Raw genomic sequence first — 18165 nt, forward strand, 5'->3', positions numbered from 1 at the left:
CCGCCACACCGGGGGAAGGAGAGCCACGATGCTCCGCCGCAGGACGCTTGCCGCCGGCGTGCTCGCCGCCATCGCGGGCCGCGCGCAGGCGCAGTCCCGCACCACCGTGCAGTTCGGCATTCTCACCGCGCTCTCGGGCCCGCTCGCCGCGCCCGGCAAGTTCCAGATGAACGGCTTCAACCTGGCCGTGGACGAGCTGAACGAAGGCGGCGGGATCGAGGTCGGCGGCCGCCGGCTCCGCGCGGAGCTCAAGACCTACGACACCCGCGGCAATCCCGCGGAGGGGTCGTCCGCCATGCAGCGCCTATGCAGCGTGGACCGCGTGCCCGTCGTGCTAGGCGAGCTCTCCTCGGCCGTCGTCCCCGCCGTCGCGCCGATCGCGGAAGAGAACGAGGTGCCCTTCGTCATGACGGTGCCGACCGGCCCGTCGCTGACGAAGCAGCGCAACCGCTGGGTCTTCCGCGTCAATGCGCACAACGACCAGCTGGGCAGGTCGATCGCGGATTTCGTGGTGCAGCGGGACTGGAAGCCGCTGGCCTTCATCGCCTGGAACAACGATGCCGGCCGCGGCGGCGTGCAGGGCATCCGCGACGCGCTGCCGCCGGGCTTCCCCATCGCCTACACCGGCTTCTTCAACGTGGGCGAGGTGGATTTCTCCGCCCACATCACGAACATCCGCAATGCCGGCGCGAAGGCCGTGATGCTCTTCATGGACGAGGAGCCCGGGAGCCTGGCGATCAGCCAGATCCGCGCGGCCGGGCTGCAGGTGCAGCTGATCGGCACGCTGGCCATGGGATCCGACCGCTTCCTGCAAAGGTTGGACGCGCAGCGGCTGAACGGGATGGTGCAGTACAACGCCTTCCCGCCCAACGCGCCGATCCCGCGCATCCAGGCCTTCTCCCAGCGCTACCGCGCCCGCTTCAACGAGGAAGCGCATGGCTTCGCCGCGCAATCCTATGACGGCCTGATGATGGCCGCCGCCGCGATCCGCGCGGCCAACAGCGTCGAAGGCAAGCGCGTGCGCGACGCGCTGGCCCGCATCACGCATGAAGGCGTGACCGGCACGCTGCGCTTCGACGCCGAGGGCCAGGCCAACCCGCCGGTCTATGTCACGGAATGGTGCGCCGACGGCCGTCGCAGCATCCTCTTCCCGCCCGATCTCGCTGCCGCCTGCGGCGCGGGCTGAATGCTCGCTTTCGCCGAGCAGGCCGTGAACGGCCTGATGATGGGCTCGATCTACGTCTTCGTCGCGCTCGGCATGATGCTGATCTACGGCGTCATGCATGTCCTGAACTTCGCGCATGGCGCGCTGTTCATGCTAGGCGCCTATGTCGCGCAGACCGTGTTCACGAAGGTGATCGGCAACTACCCTCTCTCGGTGCTCACGGCCGGGCTGTTCCTGGTGCTGGTCGGCGCGGGGCTGGAACGCGGCGTCTTCGCCCCGCTGCGGGGAAACCTCCGCAACCAGGTCATCGCCTCATTGGGCCTGGTGCTGGTCATCCAGAACGCGGTGGTCGCGATCTTCGGGCCGAACGCGCTGCAGTTCCCGGTGCAGGCGACGCGCGCGACGGTGCACCTCGGGCCGCTCGCCTTCGCCGTGCAGCACCTGCTGATCATCGCGGTCGGCTTCGCCTGCGTCGCGGCGCTGTTCGCCTTCCTGCAACGGACGAAACTCGGCACCGCGCTGCGCGCCGTGTCCCAGAATCCGCGAGGCGCGCTTGTCGTCGGCATCGACGTGGAGGCGACGCACCGCATCGCCTTCGCCCTGTCCATGGCGCTGGCCGCGATTGGCGGAGCGCTGCTGGGGCCGCTGTTCCTGGTCTTCCCTGGGATGGGCGACCTGCCGCTGGTGAAGGGCCTGGCCGGCATCGTGCTGGGCGGCATGGGATCCATTCCGGGCGCGGTGATCGGCGGGCTCGCCATCGGCGTGATCGAGGCGACCTCCACCCTCGTCCTACCGACGGACTGGAAGGACGTGGTGGTCTTCGCGATCATCGTCGTCGTGCTGCTGGTCCGCCCGCAGGGCCTGTTCGGCCAGCGCGTGCGGGACGAACATTGATGCATCCCGCAGGCGTCCTCGCCTTCTGCGTGATCGCGCCGGCGCTGGTCCTGCTCGTCGGGCAGGCCGACCTGCCGCCCTATCTCGTGCACATCGTCACGCTGGCCTGCACCTACGCGATTCCCGCGATCGGGCTGAACATCATGCTGGGCTATGCCGGCCTGGTGTGCCTGGGGCATGCCGCCTTCGTGGGGCTTGGCGCGTACGCCTTGGGGATCCTCGCGGTGGACCGCGGCTGGAGCTTCTGGGCCGCGCTGCCGATTGCCGCCCTCGTCGCCGGCGCGGCGGGTGCCGGGCTCGGTGCCGTGACGCTAAGGCTGCGCACGCATTTCTTCATGATCTCGACGCTCGCCTTCGGCCTGGTGTTCCACGCCGTTGCGAACAACTGGGACGGCCTGACCCGCGGCGCCGTCGGCCTGCCCGGCATTCCCCGCCCGGAGGGCTTCGCCTTTCTCGGCTTCGACTTCGCCTTCCGCCGCCTGCCGGATTTCGGCGCCTTCGCGGTCGGCGCGACCGCCATCGCCTTCGCGCTCTCCGCCCTGCTCATCCGCTCCGACTTCGGGCGCATGCTGAGCGCGCTGCGGCAGGACGAGACGCTGGCCGCGGCGAAGGGCGTGAACGTCACCGCCGGGAAGATCCTGGCCTTCGCCATCGGCGCCGCCATCGCCGGCGCCGGCGGGGCGGTGAAGGCGGCGTTCCTGCGCGTCGCCGCGCCGGCCAGCTTCGAATATCTCGAGGGCATCAACCTCGTGCTGATCGTGATCATCGGCGGGGCGGGGCGGCTGCCCGGGCCGATCCTTGGCGCGCTGCTCTTCGTGGCGCTGCCCGAATACCTCCGCGTCGCCGCGGAATGGCGCCTGGTCTTCTTCGGCATCGCGCTGGTCCTGCTGATGCGCTTCGCGCCGGAGGGCCTGGCCGGCATCGCCGCGAAGATCCTCCGCCGCCGCGCCGCGCCCGCATGAGCCTCCTCGCCGTCGAGGACGTCCACAAGCATTTCGGCGGCGTGCGCGCGCTGGACGGCGCGGGCTTCGCGATCGAGCAGCCCGGCATTGTCGGCCTGATCGGCCCGAACGGCGCGGGCAAGACCACGCTCTTCGACATGATCGCCGGGCGGCAGTTCCCCGATACCGGCCGCATCGCGTTGGCCGGCCAGGACGCGACCGCGCTGCCGCCGCACGCCCGGGCCGCGCTCGGCCTCCAGCGCAGCTTCCAGGAATGCCGCGTCTTCCCGGAATGGACCTTGCGCGAGAACCTGCTCTTTGCCGCGCGCCCGCGCAGCTTCGGCTCCGCACTGCTGCGCGCCTTCACCCGACGCGAGGCGCTGCCAGACCAGGCCGAGACGCGCGCCGACGAACTGCTGAGGCTCGCCACCCTCGACGCCTATGCGGACGCGCCCGCCTCCATCCTCTCCTTCGGTCAGCGCCGCATGCTGGAGATCGCGAGCGCGCTCATGACCCGCCCGCGCTGGCTGCTGCTGGACGAGCCCGCCGCCGGCATCAATCCCGGCCTGCTCGACGCGCTCGGGCGCTTCCTGCGCGCGGCGCATGAAGCCCAGGGCGGCCTGTTCCTGATCGTCGAGCACAACATGGAATTCATCATGGGCCTGGCCGGCCGCATTATCGTGATGCACCAGGGCGCGGTGCTGGAGGACGGCACCCCCGCCGCCATCCAGGCATCCTCCCGCGTCATCGAAGCCTATCTCGGATAGCGGGAATGCTGCGCGCCGACACCGTTTCGGCCGGCTATGGCGGCCGCACCATCGTGGATGGCGTGACGCTGTCCGTCGAGGCCGGCGAGGTCGTGGCGCTGCTCGGCCACAACGGCGCGGGCAAGTCCACGCTGCTCCGCGCCTTCTTCGGCCTGCTGCCGGGCCGCAGCGGTCATGTGGAGGTCGAGGGCCGCAGCCTGGACGGCCTGCCGCCGCGTGGCGTGCTGCTCGCTGGCCTCGCCTATGTCCCGCAGGAGCGCAGCGTCTTCCCGCGGCTGACCGTGCTCGAGAACCTGCGCATGGGCGGCTATGCCCTGACCGATGCCGGGTTGCTGGCGCAGCGGATCGAGCAGGCGCTGGACCTGTTTCCCCGTCTGCGCGAACGCGCGGGGCAACTCGCCGGCACGCTCTCCGGCGGGGAGCAGCGCATGCTGGAGGTCGCGCGCACCCTTCTGCTCGACCCTCGCGCGGTGATGCTGGACGAGCCGTCCATCGGCCTGGCGCCACGGCTCGCGGAGCAGGTCTTCGCGACGATCCGCGACCTCGCCGCGCAGGGGCGCGCCGTCCTGCTGGTCGAGCAGTCGGTCAAGCGCGCGCTGGCGATCGCCGACCGGGCGGTGGTCATGGAGATGGGCCGCATCGTGCTGGAGGACAGCGCGGCGTCGCTCATGGCCGACGACCGCGTCGCGAAGCTCTACATGGGGGCGGCCGGGAAGGCGTTCGGGACGTAGCGAATCACCCCCACCCCTAGATGCGCTTATCGATCCACCGTTTCGCCTTCCACGACGCGCTGTCCAGTGCTTCGACCAGCACGACCCTCGGCGTGACGCCGATCGCGGACTTCACCTTCGCTGCCAATTCGGCCTCCGGCGCCGCGCCCGGCTCCGGCACGACCAGCAGCGCGAGGTCGTCCATCCCCAGCACGCCCTCCCGCGCGATCTCGAAGCGGAAGTCGTGCACGGCGGCCACACCCTCCACCGCCGCCACCGCGAGCGCCGGGTTCACCAGCATCCCGCGCACCTTCGTGAGTTCATCGGCGCGCCGCAGCGGCCCGACGATCCGCTCCGTCACCCGGCCGCAATGCGGGCAGGGCGCGGTGCTGCGCACGCCGAGGTCCCCCACGGCATAGCGCAGCAGCAGCGTTCCGCGCCGGCGCATATGCGAGACCAGGATCAGCCCTTCCTGCCCATCCGGCAAAGGCCGGTGCGTCTCGGGGTCCACGACATCCACCGCGATGGCCTCGGGGTGCGGGTTGTGCAGCCCGGCGCCGGCCGCGCATTCCACCAGCCCGCCCTGGATCTCCGTCATCCCATAGCTGATCGAGACCTGCGCACCCGTCGCGCCCGCGGCCGTCAGCCGCGCCAGCAGCTCGCCGCGGCCTTCCTCCGACAGGCCCTCCCCTGTCACGAAGACCAGCCGGACGTCCGGCAGCGCGATGCCGAGCTCCGCCGCGCGCGCCACGACGCGCCGCATGTAGGACGGCACGCCCCAGAGTATCGTCGGCGGGTGGCGCGCGAGCGTCTCCACCACGCCGTCCAGCTCCTGCCCGACCGCGAAACCGGGGCCGGGATTGCCGGGCAGCGCGCTGACCACGGGAATGTGCAGCGCCGCGGCGGCATGCAGCACGCGGAAGAAGCCGCCATGCGGATGGCGCGTAAGCGGAAAGAGGTTCGCGATGCGGTCGCGTTCCGTCACGCCGCGGATCCGCAGCATGCGCCGCTGCAGCAGCAGGATGTCCCAGAAATCGCTCGTCGTGTTGACGAAGGGCGTGGGACGGCCGCTGGTGCTGCCGGTGGTGTACATCGTGTCCCAGACGATGCGCTGCTCCTCCGGCACCTCCGCCCCGTCGAGGTCCAGCACCGCGTCATGCGGCGCGGCCATCAGCTCCGCCTTGGTCGTGACCGGCAGCCTGGCCAGGTCCGCCGGCGCCGCGATATCAGCGCGCGTCAGCCCGGCCTCGGCCAGCTTGCGCCGCGTCAGCGCGTGCCGCGTCGCCGCCAGGTCCATCGTCGCGGCCAGCGCCACGCGCCGCGCCGCCTCGATCGCTGGCCAGTCAGGGGGGAAGTCGTCCGATGCCATGGCGCGATGCTGGCCCCGGGGCGCCACGCCCCGCAATGCCTTGACCTCCACCCCGTGGCAGGCACCATGGCCTGCCCTCCGAGGAAACCGCGATGGCGCCAGCCCCGCCCATGCCATCGCGGACTGAGACCCGATGACCAAGCATCGCCTCTTCCTAGCCGCGCCGCCCGGCGACGAACGCGCCGCCTTCCGCGCCCGCGCGCTGTCGTCGCTCGGGCCCATGGCGCTGGCCGCCGCGCCGCTGCAGGCGCTGTCGGTGGACCTGGTGGACGCAACGCCCGCCGCCCCGCCCTGGCAGCGCCCTGGCGAACCCGCCGCCAATCAGGAACCGGACTACGACGCGATGCTCGACCTCCGGGGCGAGCCCGCCGCGATCGAGGCGGCGATCGCCGAGGTGCGCGGCGCCGCCGGCAGCGCGCCGGTGGTCTCCGTGCGCGTGGCGGAGACGATCGAGAAGGACGAACTCCTCCGTCCTGGCGGCCGGGCGCCCGGCGTAAAGTTCCTATCGCTCATGACCTTCCAGCCCGACCTTCCGCCCGCCGCCGCGCGCCGGCTCTGGGCGCATCACGCAGCGCTCGCGCTGCGCGTCCACATCGGCATGGACCGCTACGTCAGGGACTGGGTCGTCGAAGGCGAGGCCGGCTTCCACGGCATCGCCGAGCTCCACTTCCCCTCGGTCGAGGCCATGATGACGCGCTGGTTCGACAGCGAGGCCGGCCGCGCCGCGATCGCCCATGACGTCGGCCATTTCCTGCTGCGCGCGACCCGGCTCTACACCACGGAGCACGTCCTGAAGCCCGGTCCTTGATCCCCGGGCCGTTCTCGCTCAGGCTCGCCGGCTCACGACCCATGGGCAGGCGGGATGAGCGGCAGGGCACGCTGGCGCATCGGCTTCGATATCGGCGGTACCTTCACGGATTTCATCCTATATGACTCCGCGGAAGGCGCGCTGCGGTTGCACAAGCGCCTGACAAGTGTCCCTGATCCCTCCGACGCCGCGTTGGCAGGGCTGGAGGAGCTGGTCTCCATGGCCGGCATCCAGCTCGCGGATGTGGGCGAACTGCTGCACGGCACCACGCTGGTGACGAACGCGGTGATCGAGCGCCGCGGCGCGCCGCTCGGCCTGATCACCACCGCGGGGTTCCGCGATGTGCTCGAGATGGGGATCGAGCAGCGCTACGACATCTACGACCTGTTCCTCACCTTCCCCGATCCGATGGTCCCGCGCGCGCGCCGCATCGGCGTGCCGGAACGGCTGGACCGCGACGGGCAAGTGCTGACGCCGCTCGACCTTGATGCCGTGCGCGCCGCGCTGACAGGCTTCGTGAAGGACGGCGTGCAGGCCGTCGCCGTCTGCTTCCTGCACAGCTACCGCAACCCCGCGCATGAACAGGCCGTCGCCGCGCTGATCCGCGAGGAATTCCCGCAGATCGCGGTGTCGCTGTCGAGCGAGGTCGTGGCGGAGCTCCGGGAATACCAGCGCTGCGCCACCACCTGCGCCAACGCCTATGTCCAGCCGCTGATGGATCGGTATCTCGGCCGGCTGGAGGCGGCGCTGGCCGCGCGCGGCTTCCGCGGCGCCTTCCGGCTGATGCACAGCGCGGGCGGCCTGGTCTCGCCCGCCGCGGCGCGCGCCTTCCCGATCCGGCTGCTGGAATCCGGCCCCGCCGGCGGCGGCCTGGCCACCGCGCTGTTCGGCGATCTCGCGGGACACCGGGACGTCATCTCCTTCGACATGGGCGGCACCACCGCCAAGGCCTGCCTGATCGAGCACGGCCGCGCCGAGATCGCGGCCGAGATGGAAGCCGGGCGCACGCACCGCTTCAAGAAGGGCTCCGGCCTGCCGATCAAGGCGCCGACCATCGACATGATCGAGATCGGCGCCGGCGGCGGATCGATTGCCTCCATCGACGAGGTCGGGCTGCTGCGCGTCGGGCCGCATTCCGCGGGCTCCGCGCCCGGGCCGGCCTGCTACGGCCGCGGCGGCACGCAGCCCACGGTGACGGATGCGAACTTGCTGCTCGGCTACTACGACCCCGGCTTCTTCCTGGGCGGCCGCATGTCGCTGGATCTGGAGGCCGCACGCTGCGCCGTCGGCGCGCTGGGCGACAAGCTCGGCCTAACGGTCGAGGAGACCGCGCACGGCATCCAGAAGGTGGTGGTCGAGAGCATGGCCGCCGCCGCGCGCGTCCACCTCGTCGAGAAGGGCAAGGATCCCCGCAACTACGCCATGGTCGGCTTCGGCGGCGCCGGGCCCGCCCACGCGGCCGAGGTCGCGCGCGCGTTGGGCGTGAAGGAGGTGATTGTGCCGCCGGCCTCCGGCGCTGCCTCGGCGCTCGGCTTCCTCGCGGCACCGCTCTCGTTCGAGACGGTGCGCTCGCACCCCGTCGAGTTCACCGCCCCCTTCGACGGCGCCGCGCTGGCCGCGGTGCTGGCGCAGCTGGAAGCGCAAGGCCGCGCGCTGCTGCTGGAAGCCGGCGTCGCGCCGGGCGACGTCACGGTCGAGCGCAGCGCGGACATGCGCCTGGTCGGCCAGATGCACGAGATCACGGTGCCGCTGCCCGACGGCGCCCTCACGCCGGACCGCGTCGAGGAGATCCGCGCTTCCTTCGTCGCGACCTATGCCACGCGCTACGCCACCCCGCCCGCCGGCGCGCGCTTCGAGGCCATCAACTTCCGCGTCCGCTGCGTCGGCCCGACGCCGACGCTCGTGCTGCACGGCGCCGTCGGCGGCGCGACCGACGCGCCGAAGCGCAAGGGCACGCGCCGCGCCTGGTTCGCCCATGCCTGGCACGACACGCTGGTGCTGGACCGCTACGCCCTGACGCCGGGCGACGCCTTCGACGGCCCCGCCATCATCGAGGAACGCGAGGCCACGACGATCCTCGCCCCCGGGGATCGCTTGTCCGTGGACGAGGCGTTGAACCTTCGCATCGCCGTCGCGCAGACCACCGCCGCGCCGGCGCGCATCACGCGCGACACGCCGGTGCAAGACGCGATGCAGATCATCGAATCCGATCCCATCGGCCTCGAGATCATGTGGAGCCGCCTGGTCACGGTGGTGGAGGAGATGTGGTGGACGGTCTGCCGCACCGCCTTCTCCCTGGTAATCTCCGAGGCCCAGGACTTCGCCTGCGAGATGCTGGACGCCAGTGGCGAGCCGCTGGCCCATTCGCCGCGCGCCATGCCGGTCTTCAACCTGACGCTACCGCGCGCGGTGAAGGCGCTGCTGGCCGCCTATCCCGCGGAGACGCTGCGGCCGGGCGACGTGCTGGTCACCAACGATCCCTGGCTCTGCGCCGGGCATCTCTATGACATCGCCGTCGTCACGCCGGTGTTCCACGAGAACCGGCTGATCGCGCTGATGGGCACCGTCGGCCATGTCTCCGATATCGGCGGCGCGCGCGATTCCATGCGCGCGCGGGAGATCTTCGACGAGGGGCTGCAGATTCCGCCGATGAAGCTGGCGGAGCGCGGCGTGCCCAACGAGACGCTGTGGCGCCTGCTGCGGGAGAATGTCCGCAACCCCGACCAGGTGCTGGGGGACGTGCAGTCCTTCCTGTCCGCGAACGCGCTCGGCGCCGAACGCCTGGCCGCCTTCGTCCGCGAATACGGGATGCACGACCTCCGCGCGTTGGCCGCCGTAGTGCAGGGGCGGTCGGAACGCGCGATGCGCGATGCGATCCGCGCCATCCCGGACGGCACCTACAGCGCCGTCACCGTCAACAACCCCGCGGGCGAGAAGTTGTCCTATCCGCTCAAGCTGACCGTCACCGGCGACGAAATCGAGCTGGATTTCGATGGCGCGCCCCCGCAGCAGCCGCGCGGCGCGATCAACTGCACGCTCAACTACACCGAGGCGCATGCGACCTACCCACTCAAATGCATGCTGACCCCCGGCGTGCGCGGCAATGCCGGCTGCTACCGGCCCTTCCGCGTCAAAGCGCCGGAGGGATCCATCCTTAACGCACGACGCCCTGCCGCGGTGAACATGCGCACGCGTAGCGGCTGGTACCTCTCGCCCTCCATCTTCCGCGCGTTGAGCGACGCCGCGCCGGACCGCGTGCAGGCCTTCACCGGCCTGCCGATCGCCGTGAACATCTACGGGCTGAACGCCGAAGGGCAGCCCTATTCCGACATCCTCTTCACCGGCGGCGGACAGGGCGCGTCGGCCGCGCGCGACGGCAAGTCCGGCCTGCTCTGGCCGACATCGGCCTCCAACACCTCGATCGAGTTGCTGGAATCCCGCGTCCCCGTGCTGATTGAGGAGAAGGAGTACACGACGGATTCCGGCGGCCCCGGCCGATTCCGCGGCGGTCTCGGCCAGCGCGTGAAGCTCCGCAAGCTGAGCGACGACGGGCTGACGACGCTGCTTGCCATCTTTCCCGAAAGCATCGGCGTGGACACGCCGGGCCTCTTTGGCGGGCATCATGGCGGTCGGTCCTCCGGCATCCTACGGCGACCGGACGGCACGATGATCCGCGACCTCGGCGTGGGCGAGCTGCTGCAACTCTCCCGTGCGGACGAGGTGCTGGACATCCACGTCCCCGGCGGCGCCGGCTTCGGCGATCCCGCGGAGCGCTCCCGCATCGCGGTGGCCGACGACGTCGCGGCCGGATTGGTTTCGCCGGGCGCCGCGCGGAAGGAGTACGGTGCGGATGAACGCGCGCTGGCGGCCGCGATGGCCCCACGCGAAGCCGCGGACTAGGAGGACCGAGAGATGAAGCGTCGCACCCTGTTCGGACTGGCCGGCGGAACGCTGCTCGCCGCCCCTAACCTCGCCCAGGCGCAGCGCGGGCAGCGGCGCGTGCTGGTCATCGCGTCCGGCGCCGACGTGCCGGACCTCGATCCGCATCTCGGAACGGGCTACGCGCCGGCGGCCTTCTACCGCAACCTGTATGAGACGCTGGTGCGCGTGGAGGGCAATCCGCCGCGCGTCGTGCCGATGCTGGCGGAAAGCTGGACCGCCTCGGCCGACGGCATGGAATACGTCTTCAGGCTGAATCCCGCTGCGAAGTTCAACGACGGCAGCCCCGTGAACGCCGAGGCGATCCGCTATTCCTTCAACCGCGCGCTCCGGCTCGGCCGCGGCAATGCCTGGATGATCTCCGGTGCGCTGGACGGGAACAGCGTCACCGCGGTGGATGCGACGACCGTGCGGATGAAGCTGATCCGTCCCTTCGCGCCCTTCCTGACCGTGCTGCCCTGGATCTTCATCGTGAACCCCACGGTGGTCGAGGCGAACAAGGGCAGCGACGACGGCGCGGGGTATCTCCGCACCAATGTCGCGGGCTCCGGCGCCTTCCGCATCACGCGGCAGGAGGTCGGCAGCATCTACGAATTCGAGCGCGTGGCGAACCACTGGCGCCCGGGCGGCGGCAACCTCAACGGCGCGATCTGGCGGCTGGTGCGGGAGACCACCACCCAGCGCCTGCTCGTCCAGCGCGGCGAGGCGCATATGGCGCTCGATCTGACGAGTGAGGACATGGATGCGCTGGCCGGCCGGCCCGGCCTGAAGCTGATCAGCGAGCCGGAATTCCGCACCTTCTCCATCAAGATGAACACGCGCTTCGGCCCGCTGATGGACATAGAGCTGCGGCGCGCGATCTCCTATGCCTTCAACTACCAGAGCATGCTGGACAGCGCGGGCCAGGCGCGGCTGATGGTGGGACCGCTGCCGCACGGCATCCTGGGCCACGACCCGAACCTGGACGTGCCGCGCACCGACATGGCCAAGGCGCGGGAGCACCTGGCCCGCAGCACGCAGATGCGCCCGGGGCTCAAGCTGAAGGTCGTCCATGTCGTCGGCCTGGAGCAGCAACGCCGCTGGAGCCTGGTGATGCTGGACAGCCTGCGTCAGCTCGGCATCGATCTCGACGTGCAGGCCATGCCCTGGCCGGACATGGTGGCCTCCGCCCGTTCGCCGGAAACGACGGCCGACTTCTTCATGGTCTACCAGACCGCCAACTACGCCGATCCCGACAACATCGCCTTCGCGGCCTATCATTCGTCGCGCAACGGCGGCTGGCAGAATCCGGTCTACCGCAACCCCGAGGTGGACGCGCTGATCGAGCGCGGCCGCAGCGAGACCAACGAGGCGACGCGCATCGCGATCTACCGCGAGATGCAGCAGAAGGTCGTCGCCGACGCGCCCGACATCTTCGGCGTGCTGGAGACCCGCAAGCTGGCGTTCCGCGACAATGTGGACGGCTTCGTCTTCACGCCCGTCGCCTCCAACGCCATCGAGTTCGCGAACCTGAACCTGCGGTAGTGCTGGCCTATATCCTCCGCCGGCTCGTCTCGCTGGTTCTGACGCTGGTCGGGCTGTCGATGGTGGTCTTCGCGATCGCGCGGCTGCTGCCGGGCGATCCCGCGAGGCTCGCCGCCGGGCCCAACGCCAGCCCGGCGGAGGTCGAGGCGATCGTCCGCCAGTTCGGCCTGGATCGCCCGATCTGGGAACAATACCTGACATATGCCGGCGGGCTGCTGCGCGGCGACTGGGGCACCTCGATCCTGAACCGGCGTCCCGTCGCGGAGGAACTCGCGGCCTATCTGCCGGCGACCCTGGAACTGGTGATCGCGGCGCTGCTGATCGCGGTGCTGGTCGGCATCCCCGCCGGCCTGATCTCCGGCGTCTATGCCAACCGCTGGCCCGACACGGTCTCCCGCACCGTCTCGCTCGGCCTCGTCTCGATGCCGCGCTTCTTCCTCGGCCTGCTGCTGCAGCTGGGCTTCGCGATGTGGCTCGGCGTTCTGCCCCTCGGCGGCCGCTTTCCCGTGACGGAGCCGCCGCCCGACCACGTCATCGGCTTCTTCACCGTCGACGCCCTGCTGACCGGCGACTGGGAGGGCTTCGTCATCGCGCTGCGCCACCTCATCCTGCCGGCAGCCGCGCTCTCGCTTTCGCCGCTGGCCACCATCACGCGGATGATGCGCGCTGCGACGGTGGAGGCGCTGCAGCAGGACTGGGTGCTGACGGAGCGCGCGCTCGGCCTCTCGCCCGCGCTGATCGTCGGCAAATACGTGCTGCGCAACGCCGCGTCGTCCTCGCTGACCGTCATCGGGCTTTATGTGGGATGGCTGCTCGGCGGGACGGTGCTCGTGGAGACGGTCTTCGACTGGCCAGGCATCGGGCTCTATGCCACGCGCTCCATCACGACTCAGGATTTCGCACCCATCGTCGGCGTGACGCTGGTGGTCGGCGCAATCTTCATCAGTGTCAACCTGATGGTGGACCTGCTCTATGGCGTGCTGAACCCGAAGGTGCGGACAGGATGAGCGCGACCGTCGCCTCGGAGGGGATGCGGCGCGGCCTCTATCGCTTCCGCCAGTCTGGCCTGTCGCTCGTTGGCGCCGGCATTGTCGCCTTCCTGCTGATCGTCGCGGCGATCGGGCCCGAGATCGTGCCGCACCCCGAGCATATCAGTGGCGGCATTGCTACCGCGCTGCGCTTCCAGCCGCCCTCCGCCGGCGCCTGGTTCGGCACCAACGAACTCGGCCAGGACGTCTTCTCCCTGACCGTCGCCGGCACGCGCGTCTCGCTGCTCGCGGGGCTTGCCGTCGTGGTGCTCGGCACCGTCTTGGGCACGCTCATCGGTGGCATCGCGGGCTTCGCCGGCGGCTGGCTGGACGAGGCGCTGATGCGCTTCACCGACCTCATGCTGACCATCCCCTCCCTCATCCTCGCCATGGCGATCGCCGCGGCGCTTGGGCCGGGGCTGACGAACATGGTCGTCGCAATCGCGCTGTCCTGGTGGCCGGGCTATGCGCGGCTGGTGCGCGGCGAGGTGATCGCGCGAAAGGAGGAGACCTATGTTCTCGCCGCGCGCGCGCTCGGCGCCTCGCGCGCGCGGCTGCTGCTGCGGCATGTGCTGCCCAACATCCTCTCGCCGGTGATCGTGAAGATGTCGCTCGACATGGGCTTCACGATCCTGACGGTCGCGGCGCTGGGCTTCATCGGCATCGGCGTCCGCCCGCCGACGCCGGAATGGGGCATGATGCTGTCCAACGCGCGCAACTACATGCCCGATGTCTGGTGGCCCGCGATCTTCCCGGGCCTGGCGATCTTCCTTGCGGTCTATGGCTTCAACCTGCTGGGCGACGGGTTGCGCGACGTGCTCGATCCCAGGGCTCGCCGCTGAGTGCTGGAGATCCGCGACCTTCACCTCGCGATGCGCAGCTTCGAGGGCGAGGCGCATGTGCTCAACGGCATCTCACTCTCCGTCGCGCGCGGCGAGGTCTGGGGCCTGGTCGGCGAGACCGGCTGCGGCAAGTCGCTGACGGGCCTCTCCGTCTCGCGCCTGGTCGCGCAGCCGCCGGGCCGCTACCTCCGCGGCCAGGTGATCTTCGACGGGCAGGATGTGCTGTCGATGCCCGGAGCCGCGCTGCGCGCGCTGCGCGGCCGGCGGATCGGCATGATTTTCCAGGATCCCACGACGAACCTGAACCCCGCCTTCCGCGTGGCGTCGCAGATGATCGACGTCGCGCTGCACGCCGGCGCGCCCAACCGTCGCGCCGCGCGTGACGGTGCGATCCGCATGCTCGACCGCGTCGGCATCGTGGATGCCGCGAAGCGCGTGGACGACTATCCCCACCAGTTCTCGGGTGGCATGCGCCAGCGCGTGCTGATCGCGATGGCGCTGCTCGGCAGGCCAGACCTGCTGGTGGCGGACGAGCCGACGACGGCGCTGGATGTCTCGGTCCAGGCGCAGATCCTGCGGCTGCTGCATGACCTGGTGCAGCAGGACGGGCTCGGCGTGCTGCTGATCACGCACAACCTCGGCGTCGTCGCGCAGATCTGCAGCCATGTCGCGGTGATGTATGCCGGCAACGTGGTCGAGACCGGGCCCGTGCGCGCGATCTTCCGCACGCCGTGTCATCCCTACACCCGCGCGCTGCTGGAAGCCCTGCCCGGCGCCGGCGCCGCACGCGGCGCGCTGCGGAGTCTCGCCGGCCAGGTGCCGAACCTCTTCACCCCGCCGCCGGGCTGCCGCTTTGCCCCGCGCTGCCCGCGCGCGACGCCGGAATGCGAGGCCGGCACGCCGCCGCTGGCGGAGCTCGCCCCTGCCCACCGCGTCGCCTGCCTGCACCCCCATGCTTAACGTCGAGGGTGTCTCCAAGACCTACCCGCTGGCGCGCCAGGGTGTGCTCGGTCCACGTCCGGTGCTGGACGCGCTGACCGACGTGTCGCTCTCCATCGCGCGCGGAGAGAGCTTCGGCCTGGTCGGCGAATCCGGCTCCGGGAAGTCCACGCTGTCGCGCATCGTGCTCGCGCTGGAGAAGCCGACCGCGGGCCGCGTGACCTTCGACGGCGCCGACGTACATGCGCTGCGCAGCGCCGCCCTGCGCGACGTCCGCGCGCGCATGCAGGTGGTCTTCCAGGACCCCTATGCCTCGCTCAATCCGCGCATGCGCGTCCACGACATCCTGACGGAGCCGCTGGTCATCCATGCCGACCGCTTCCCGATGACAGCCCGCGCCCGCACCGACCGCGCGGCGGAGTTGCTTTCGCTCGTCGGCCTCGGCCCGCAGCACCTGCATCGCCACCCCCACGAGTTCAGCGGCGGCCAGCGCCAGCGCATCGCCATCGCCCGCGCGCTGGCCTGCGAGCCGCAGTTCCTCGTGCTCGACGAGCCGACCAGCGCGCTCGATGTCTCGGTCCAGGCGCAGGTACTGAACCTGCTGCACGATTTGCAGCAGCGGCTCGGGCTGACCTATCTCTTCATCTCGCACGACCTGGCCGTCGTGCGGCATGTCTGCGACCGCGTTGCGCTGCTGCTGCGTGGCCGCATCGTGGAGACCGGCCCCACCGAGCAGGTCTGGAACGCGCCGTCGAGCGACTACGCCCGCATGCTGCTCGACGCGATGCCGGTCCCGGACCCGGATCTCTCGCCCTTCAACCGGTAATCCCGATCTGCCACGGCGCGAATTCGTGGCGGCCGAGGCCGAGCTCCTCGCTCTTTGTCTTCTCGCCCGACGCCACGCGCAGCATCAGGTCCAGGATGCGCGCGCCCATCTGACCGAGACTCGCCGTGCCGTCCAGGATCTCGCCGCAGTTGATGTCCATGTCGTCCATCAGTCGGCGGTACATCGGCGTGTTGGTCGCAAGCTTCACCGACGGCACGGGCTTCGCGCCATACATCGACCCGCGCCCCGTGGTGAAGGCGATCATGTTGGCGCCGCCCGCGATCTGCCCGGTGGCGGAGACCGGATCAAAGCCCGGCGTGTCCATGAAGACGAAGCCGCGCGCGGTGACGGGCTCGGCGTAGCGGAAGACCCCCATCAGCGGCCCCGTGCCGCCCTTCATCATCGCGCCCAGCGACTTCTCGAAGATGTTCGCCAGGCCACCGGCCTGGTTGCCGGGGCTGACGATGCCGTTGATCTGGGTGTCGCGGCCTTTGGCGTAGACGTCCTTCCACCAGCGGATGCGCTCGATCAGCTTCTCGCCGATCTCCTGCGATGCCGCGCGGCGGGTCAGTGTGTGCTCGACCCCGTAGATCTCCGGCGTCTCCGACAGGATCCCCGTGCCGCCATGCCGCGCGAGCAGATCCACGGCCGCGCCCAGCGCCGGATTGGCGGTGATGGAGGAGAACCCGTCGGATCCGCCGCATTGCAGGCCGACACAGAGATGCGCCGCGGAGACCGTCCGTCGAGTCGCCTGGTTCGCGACGGGCAGCATCTCGTTGACGATGGCGACGCCGGTGTCGATGGACTTCTTCGTCCCCCCGACTTCCTGCATGACCATGGTCCGCAGCATCGAGCCGGGCTCCAGCCCCTGGCTTTCCAGCATGGACTTGATCTGGTTGCGCTCGCAGCCGAGGCCAACGACCAGCACGCCCGCGACATTCGCGTGCTTCATGTAGCCGCCGAGCGTCCGGCGCAGCAGGTCCATCGGCTCGCCCGAGAACTCCATCCCGCAGCCCGTGGAATGGGTGAAGGCCGCGACGCCGTCCACGTTGGGGTAGTCCGCCAGGCGTTCCGGCGTGAACCAGTCCGCGATGGCCTGCGACACTGTCGCGCTGCAGTTCACGGACGACACGATCGCGATGTAGTTGCGCGTGCCGACGCGGCCATCGGCGCGGACGATCCCTTCGAAGGTCTTGCGCTGCACCTCGGGGATCGGATCGACAGGGCGGTAGTCGCGGCCGATGGCGTAGTCGCGGTCGAAGTCGTGGAACTCGATGTTGTGGCCGTGCAGCATGGTGCCGGCCGGCGTGTCCTCCGCCGCGAAGCCGATGGTGACCTGGTATTTCAGGATGGGGTCGCCGGCGCGCAGGTGCTGCGTCGCGATCTTGTAGCCCGCCGGCGCCTTCTGGCGCGCAACGACATTCTCGCCGGGGATCGGCGTGCCGGGCTCGATATCCACCCGCGCGACGACGACGTTGTCGTCGGGATGGAGGCGGATGACGGGGCCGTTGAGCGTCTTGGCCTGCAGGTCGATCATGGTCTGGCGGTCCTTCCTACCCTTCCTGTCCCGCTTCCCCGCGCCCGCGTCAACCGTCCAGGAAGGCGCGCAAGATCGCCGCCGTCTCCGTGCATTCCGCCGGCGCCTCGATGCCCGGCAGTTCGGCTCGCTGCGCGCTCGGCAGTAGCGCATGCGCGCGGTCCAGCAGCGGGAAGACCATGTCGCTGCGCGTGAACGCGATCAGCGTCGGCACGGTCAGCTTCGGCACGGCGTCCGCCATCGAATAGCGGAAGGCCGCACGGTAGCTCTTGTGGTAGGTCGTGACGGCCTTTGCGACCTCCATGAACAACGCGTGCAGCCGCGCCGCGTCCGGCATGTCCCTGTTATATCGATGCGCGACGTCGCGCTTGAACCAGGGAAAGAACAGGTGCTGGTCGCGCACGAAGTGCCAGGTCCACATGAGATGCCCGGCGTGCAGATCGGGCATCACCTTTGGCGCATAGACCCGCAGGATCTCGTCCAGATCCTCCGGCGTGTAGAGCCCGAACCCATCCAGCACGAGCTTGCGCACGCGATCCGGCCTGGTGAGCGCGATCTCGGTCGCGATGCGCGCGCCGGTATGCGCGCCGTAGAAATCCGCACGCGCGATCCCCATCGCGTCCAGCAGACGGCATGTCGCGTCGGCGAAATAGGCGATGTCCGGCACCTCCGGCACCGGCGGGCAGGAATCGCCGTTGCCCAGCGTATCCGGCGCCAGCGCCAGGCGGTCGCGGCCGAGCTCAGCCAGCAGTCCCTCCAGCACCAGCGACGAATAGGGGGAGGGGTGCAGCAGCACCATCGGCACGCCGCCTTCACCCGCCGCGCGCCAATGCACCTGGCCCTCGGCGATGTCCGTGAATCCGCGCCGCACCATCT

The 18165-nt window shown here is 70.3% G+C and carries 15 protein-coding genes; 12 read left to right on the forward strand and 3 right to left on the reverse strand.

Going from position 1 to position 18165, the window contains the following annotated elements; genetic code table 11:
- The first annotated feature begins 28 nt into the window (after positions 1-28).
- From ACLF3M_RS01220 to ACLF3M_RS01240, 5 genes are read left to right on the forward strand one after another with little or no spacing between them, the layout of a single operon-like run.
- On the forward strand, positions 29-1186 hold the full coding sequence (locus tag ACLF3M_RS01220) for an ABC transporter substrate-binding protein (protein ID WP_430655012.1): 1158 nt from the start codon (positions 29-31) through the stop codon (positions 1184-1186).
- Positions 1187-2059, forward strand: coding sequence for a branched-chain amino acid ABC transporter permease (locus ACLF3M_RS01225; RefSeq protein ID WP_430655013.1), 873 nt, complete (start codon positions 1187-1189; stop codon positions 2057-2059).
- A complete protein-coding gene (locus ACLF3M_RS01230; RefSeq protein WP_430655014.1) occupies positions 2059-3021 on the forward strand; it encodes a branched-chain amino acid ABC transporter permease in 963 nt (320 codons plus the stop codon). Before ACLF3M_RS01225 ends, ACLF3M_RS01230 begins: the two co-directional genes overlap by 1 nt.
- Positions 3018-3767: an ABC transporter ATP-binding protein gene (locus ACLF3M_RS01235; protein ID WP_430655015.1), complete on the forward strand. Its 750-nt coding sequence runs from the start codon at positions 3018-3020 to the stop codon at positions 3765-3767. The genes ACLF3M_RS01230 and ACLF3M_RS01235 overlap by 4 nt, the downstream gene beginning before the upstream one ends.
- Before the next feature lie 5 nt (positions 3768-3772).
- Entirely contained in the window at positions 3773-4498 is a 726-nt protein-coding gene (locus ACLF3M_RS01240) for an ABC transporter ATP-binding protein (protein ID WP_430655016.1), read from the forward strand.
- A 16-nt stretch (positions 4499-4514) separates the two neighbouring features.
- Here the strand turns inward: ACLF3M_RS01240 and ACLF3M_RS01245 are convergent, their stop codons facing one another.
- Positions 4515-5846 carry a phenylacetate--CoA ligase family protein gene (locus ACLF3M_RS01245; RefSeq protein ID WP_430655017.1) on the reverse strand — a complete coding sequence of 444 codons (1332 nt, stop codon included), beginning with the start codon at positions 5844-5846 and terminating at the stop codon, positions 4515-4517.
- Positions 5847-5979: 133 nt separating this feature from the next.
- On the opposite strand from ACLF3M_RS01245, the gene ACLF3M_RS01250 reads away from it, so the two are divergent.
- The 7 genes from ACLF3M_RS01250 to ACLF3M_RS01280 are packed head-to-tail and all read left to right on the forward strand — an operon-like array spanning position 5980 to position 15752.
- Positions 5980-6654, forward strand: coding sequence for an EthD domain-containing protein (locus ACLF3M_RS01250; RefSeq protein ID WP_430655018.1), 675 nt, complete (start codon positions 5980-5982; stop codon positions 6652-6654).
- Positions 6655-6708: 54 nt separating this feature from the next.
- The gene (locus ACLF3M_RS01255; RefSeq protein ID WP_430655019.1) at positions 6709-10554 is read left to right on the forward strand and encodes a hydantoinase B/oxoprolinase family protein; all 3846 of its coding nucleotides are present in this window, start codon (positions 6709-6711) and stop codon (positions 10552-10554) included.
- Positions 10555-10566: 12 nt separating this feature from the next.
- Entirely contained in the window at positions 10567-12117 is a 1551-nt protein-coding gene (locus ACLF3M_RS01260; RefSeq protein WP_430655020.1) for an ABC transporter substrate-binding protein, read from the forward strand.
- Entirely contained in the window at positions 12117-13124 is a 1008-nt protein-coding gene (locus ACLF3M_RS01265; protein WP_430655021.1) for an ABC transporter permease, read from the forward strand. Before ACLF3M_RS01260 ends, ACLF3M_RS01265 begins: the two co-directional genes overlap by 1 nt.
- Positions 13121-13987, forward strand: coding sequence for an ABC transporter permease (locus ACLF3M_RS01270; RefSeq protein WP_430655022.1), 867 nt, complete (start codon positions 13121-13123; stop codon positions 13985-13987). The genes ACLF3M_RS01265 and ACLF3M_RS01270 overlap by 4 nt, the downstream gene beginning before the upstream one ends.
- A complete protein-coding gene (locus ACLF3M_RS01275) occupies positions 13988-14947 on the forward strand; it encodes an ABC transporter ATP-binding protein (RefSeq protein WP_430655023.1) in 960 nt (319 codons plus the stop codon).
- Complete coding sequence (locus ACLF3M_RS01280) at positions 14940-15752, forward strand: ATP-binding cassette domain-containing protein (RefSeq protein ID WP_430655024.1); 813 nt, start codon at positions 14940-14942, stop codon at positions 15750-15752. The genes ACLF3M_RS01275 and ACLF3M_RS01280 overlap by 8 nt, the downstream gene beginning before the upstream one ends.
- Here ACLF3M_RS01280 and ACLF3M_RS01285 read toward each other — a convergent pair.
- Both ACLF3M_RS01285 and ACLF3M_RS01290 read right to left on the reverse strand, forming a co-directional pair.
- On the reverse strand, positions 15742-17289 hold the full coding sequence (locus ACLF3M_RS01285) for a UxaA family hydrolase (RefSeq protein WP_430655025.1): 1548 nt from the start codon (positions 17287-17289) through the stop codon (positions 15742-15744). The genes ACLF3M_RS01280 and ACLF3M_RS01285 overlap by 11 nt on opposite strands.
- Positions 17290-17338: 49 nt before the next feature.
- Positions 17339-18163, reverse strand: coding sequence for an alpha/beta fold hydrolase (locus ACLF3M_RS01290; protein ID WP_430655026.1), 825 nt, complete (start codon positions 18161-18163; stop codon positions 17339-17341).
- Positions 18164-18165: the final 2 nt, after the last annotated feature.

Source organism: Falsiroseomonas sp. HW251, from assembly GCF_050563545.1.
Lineage (GTDB): Bacteria > Pseudomonadota > Alphaproteobacteria > Acetobacterales > Acetobacteraceae > Falsiroseomonas.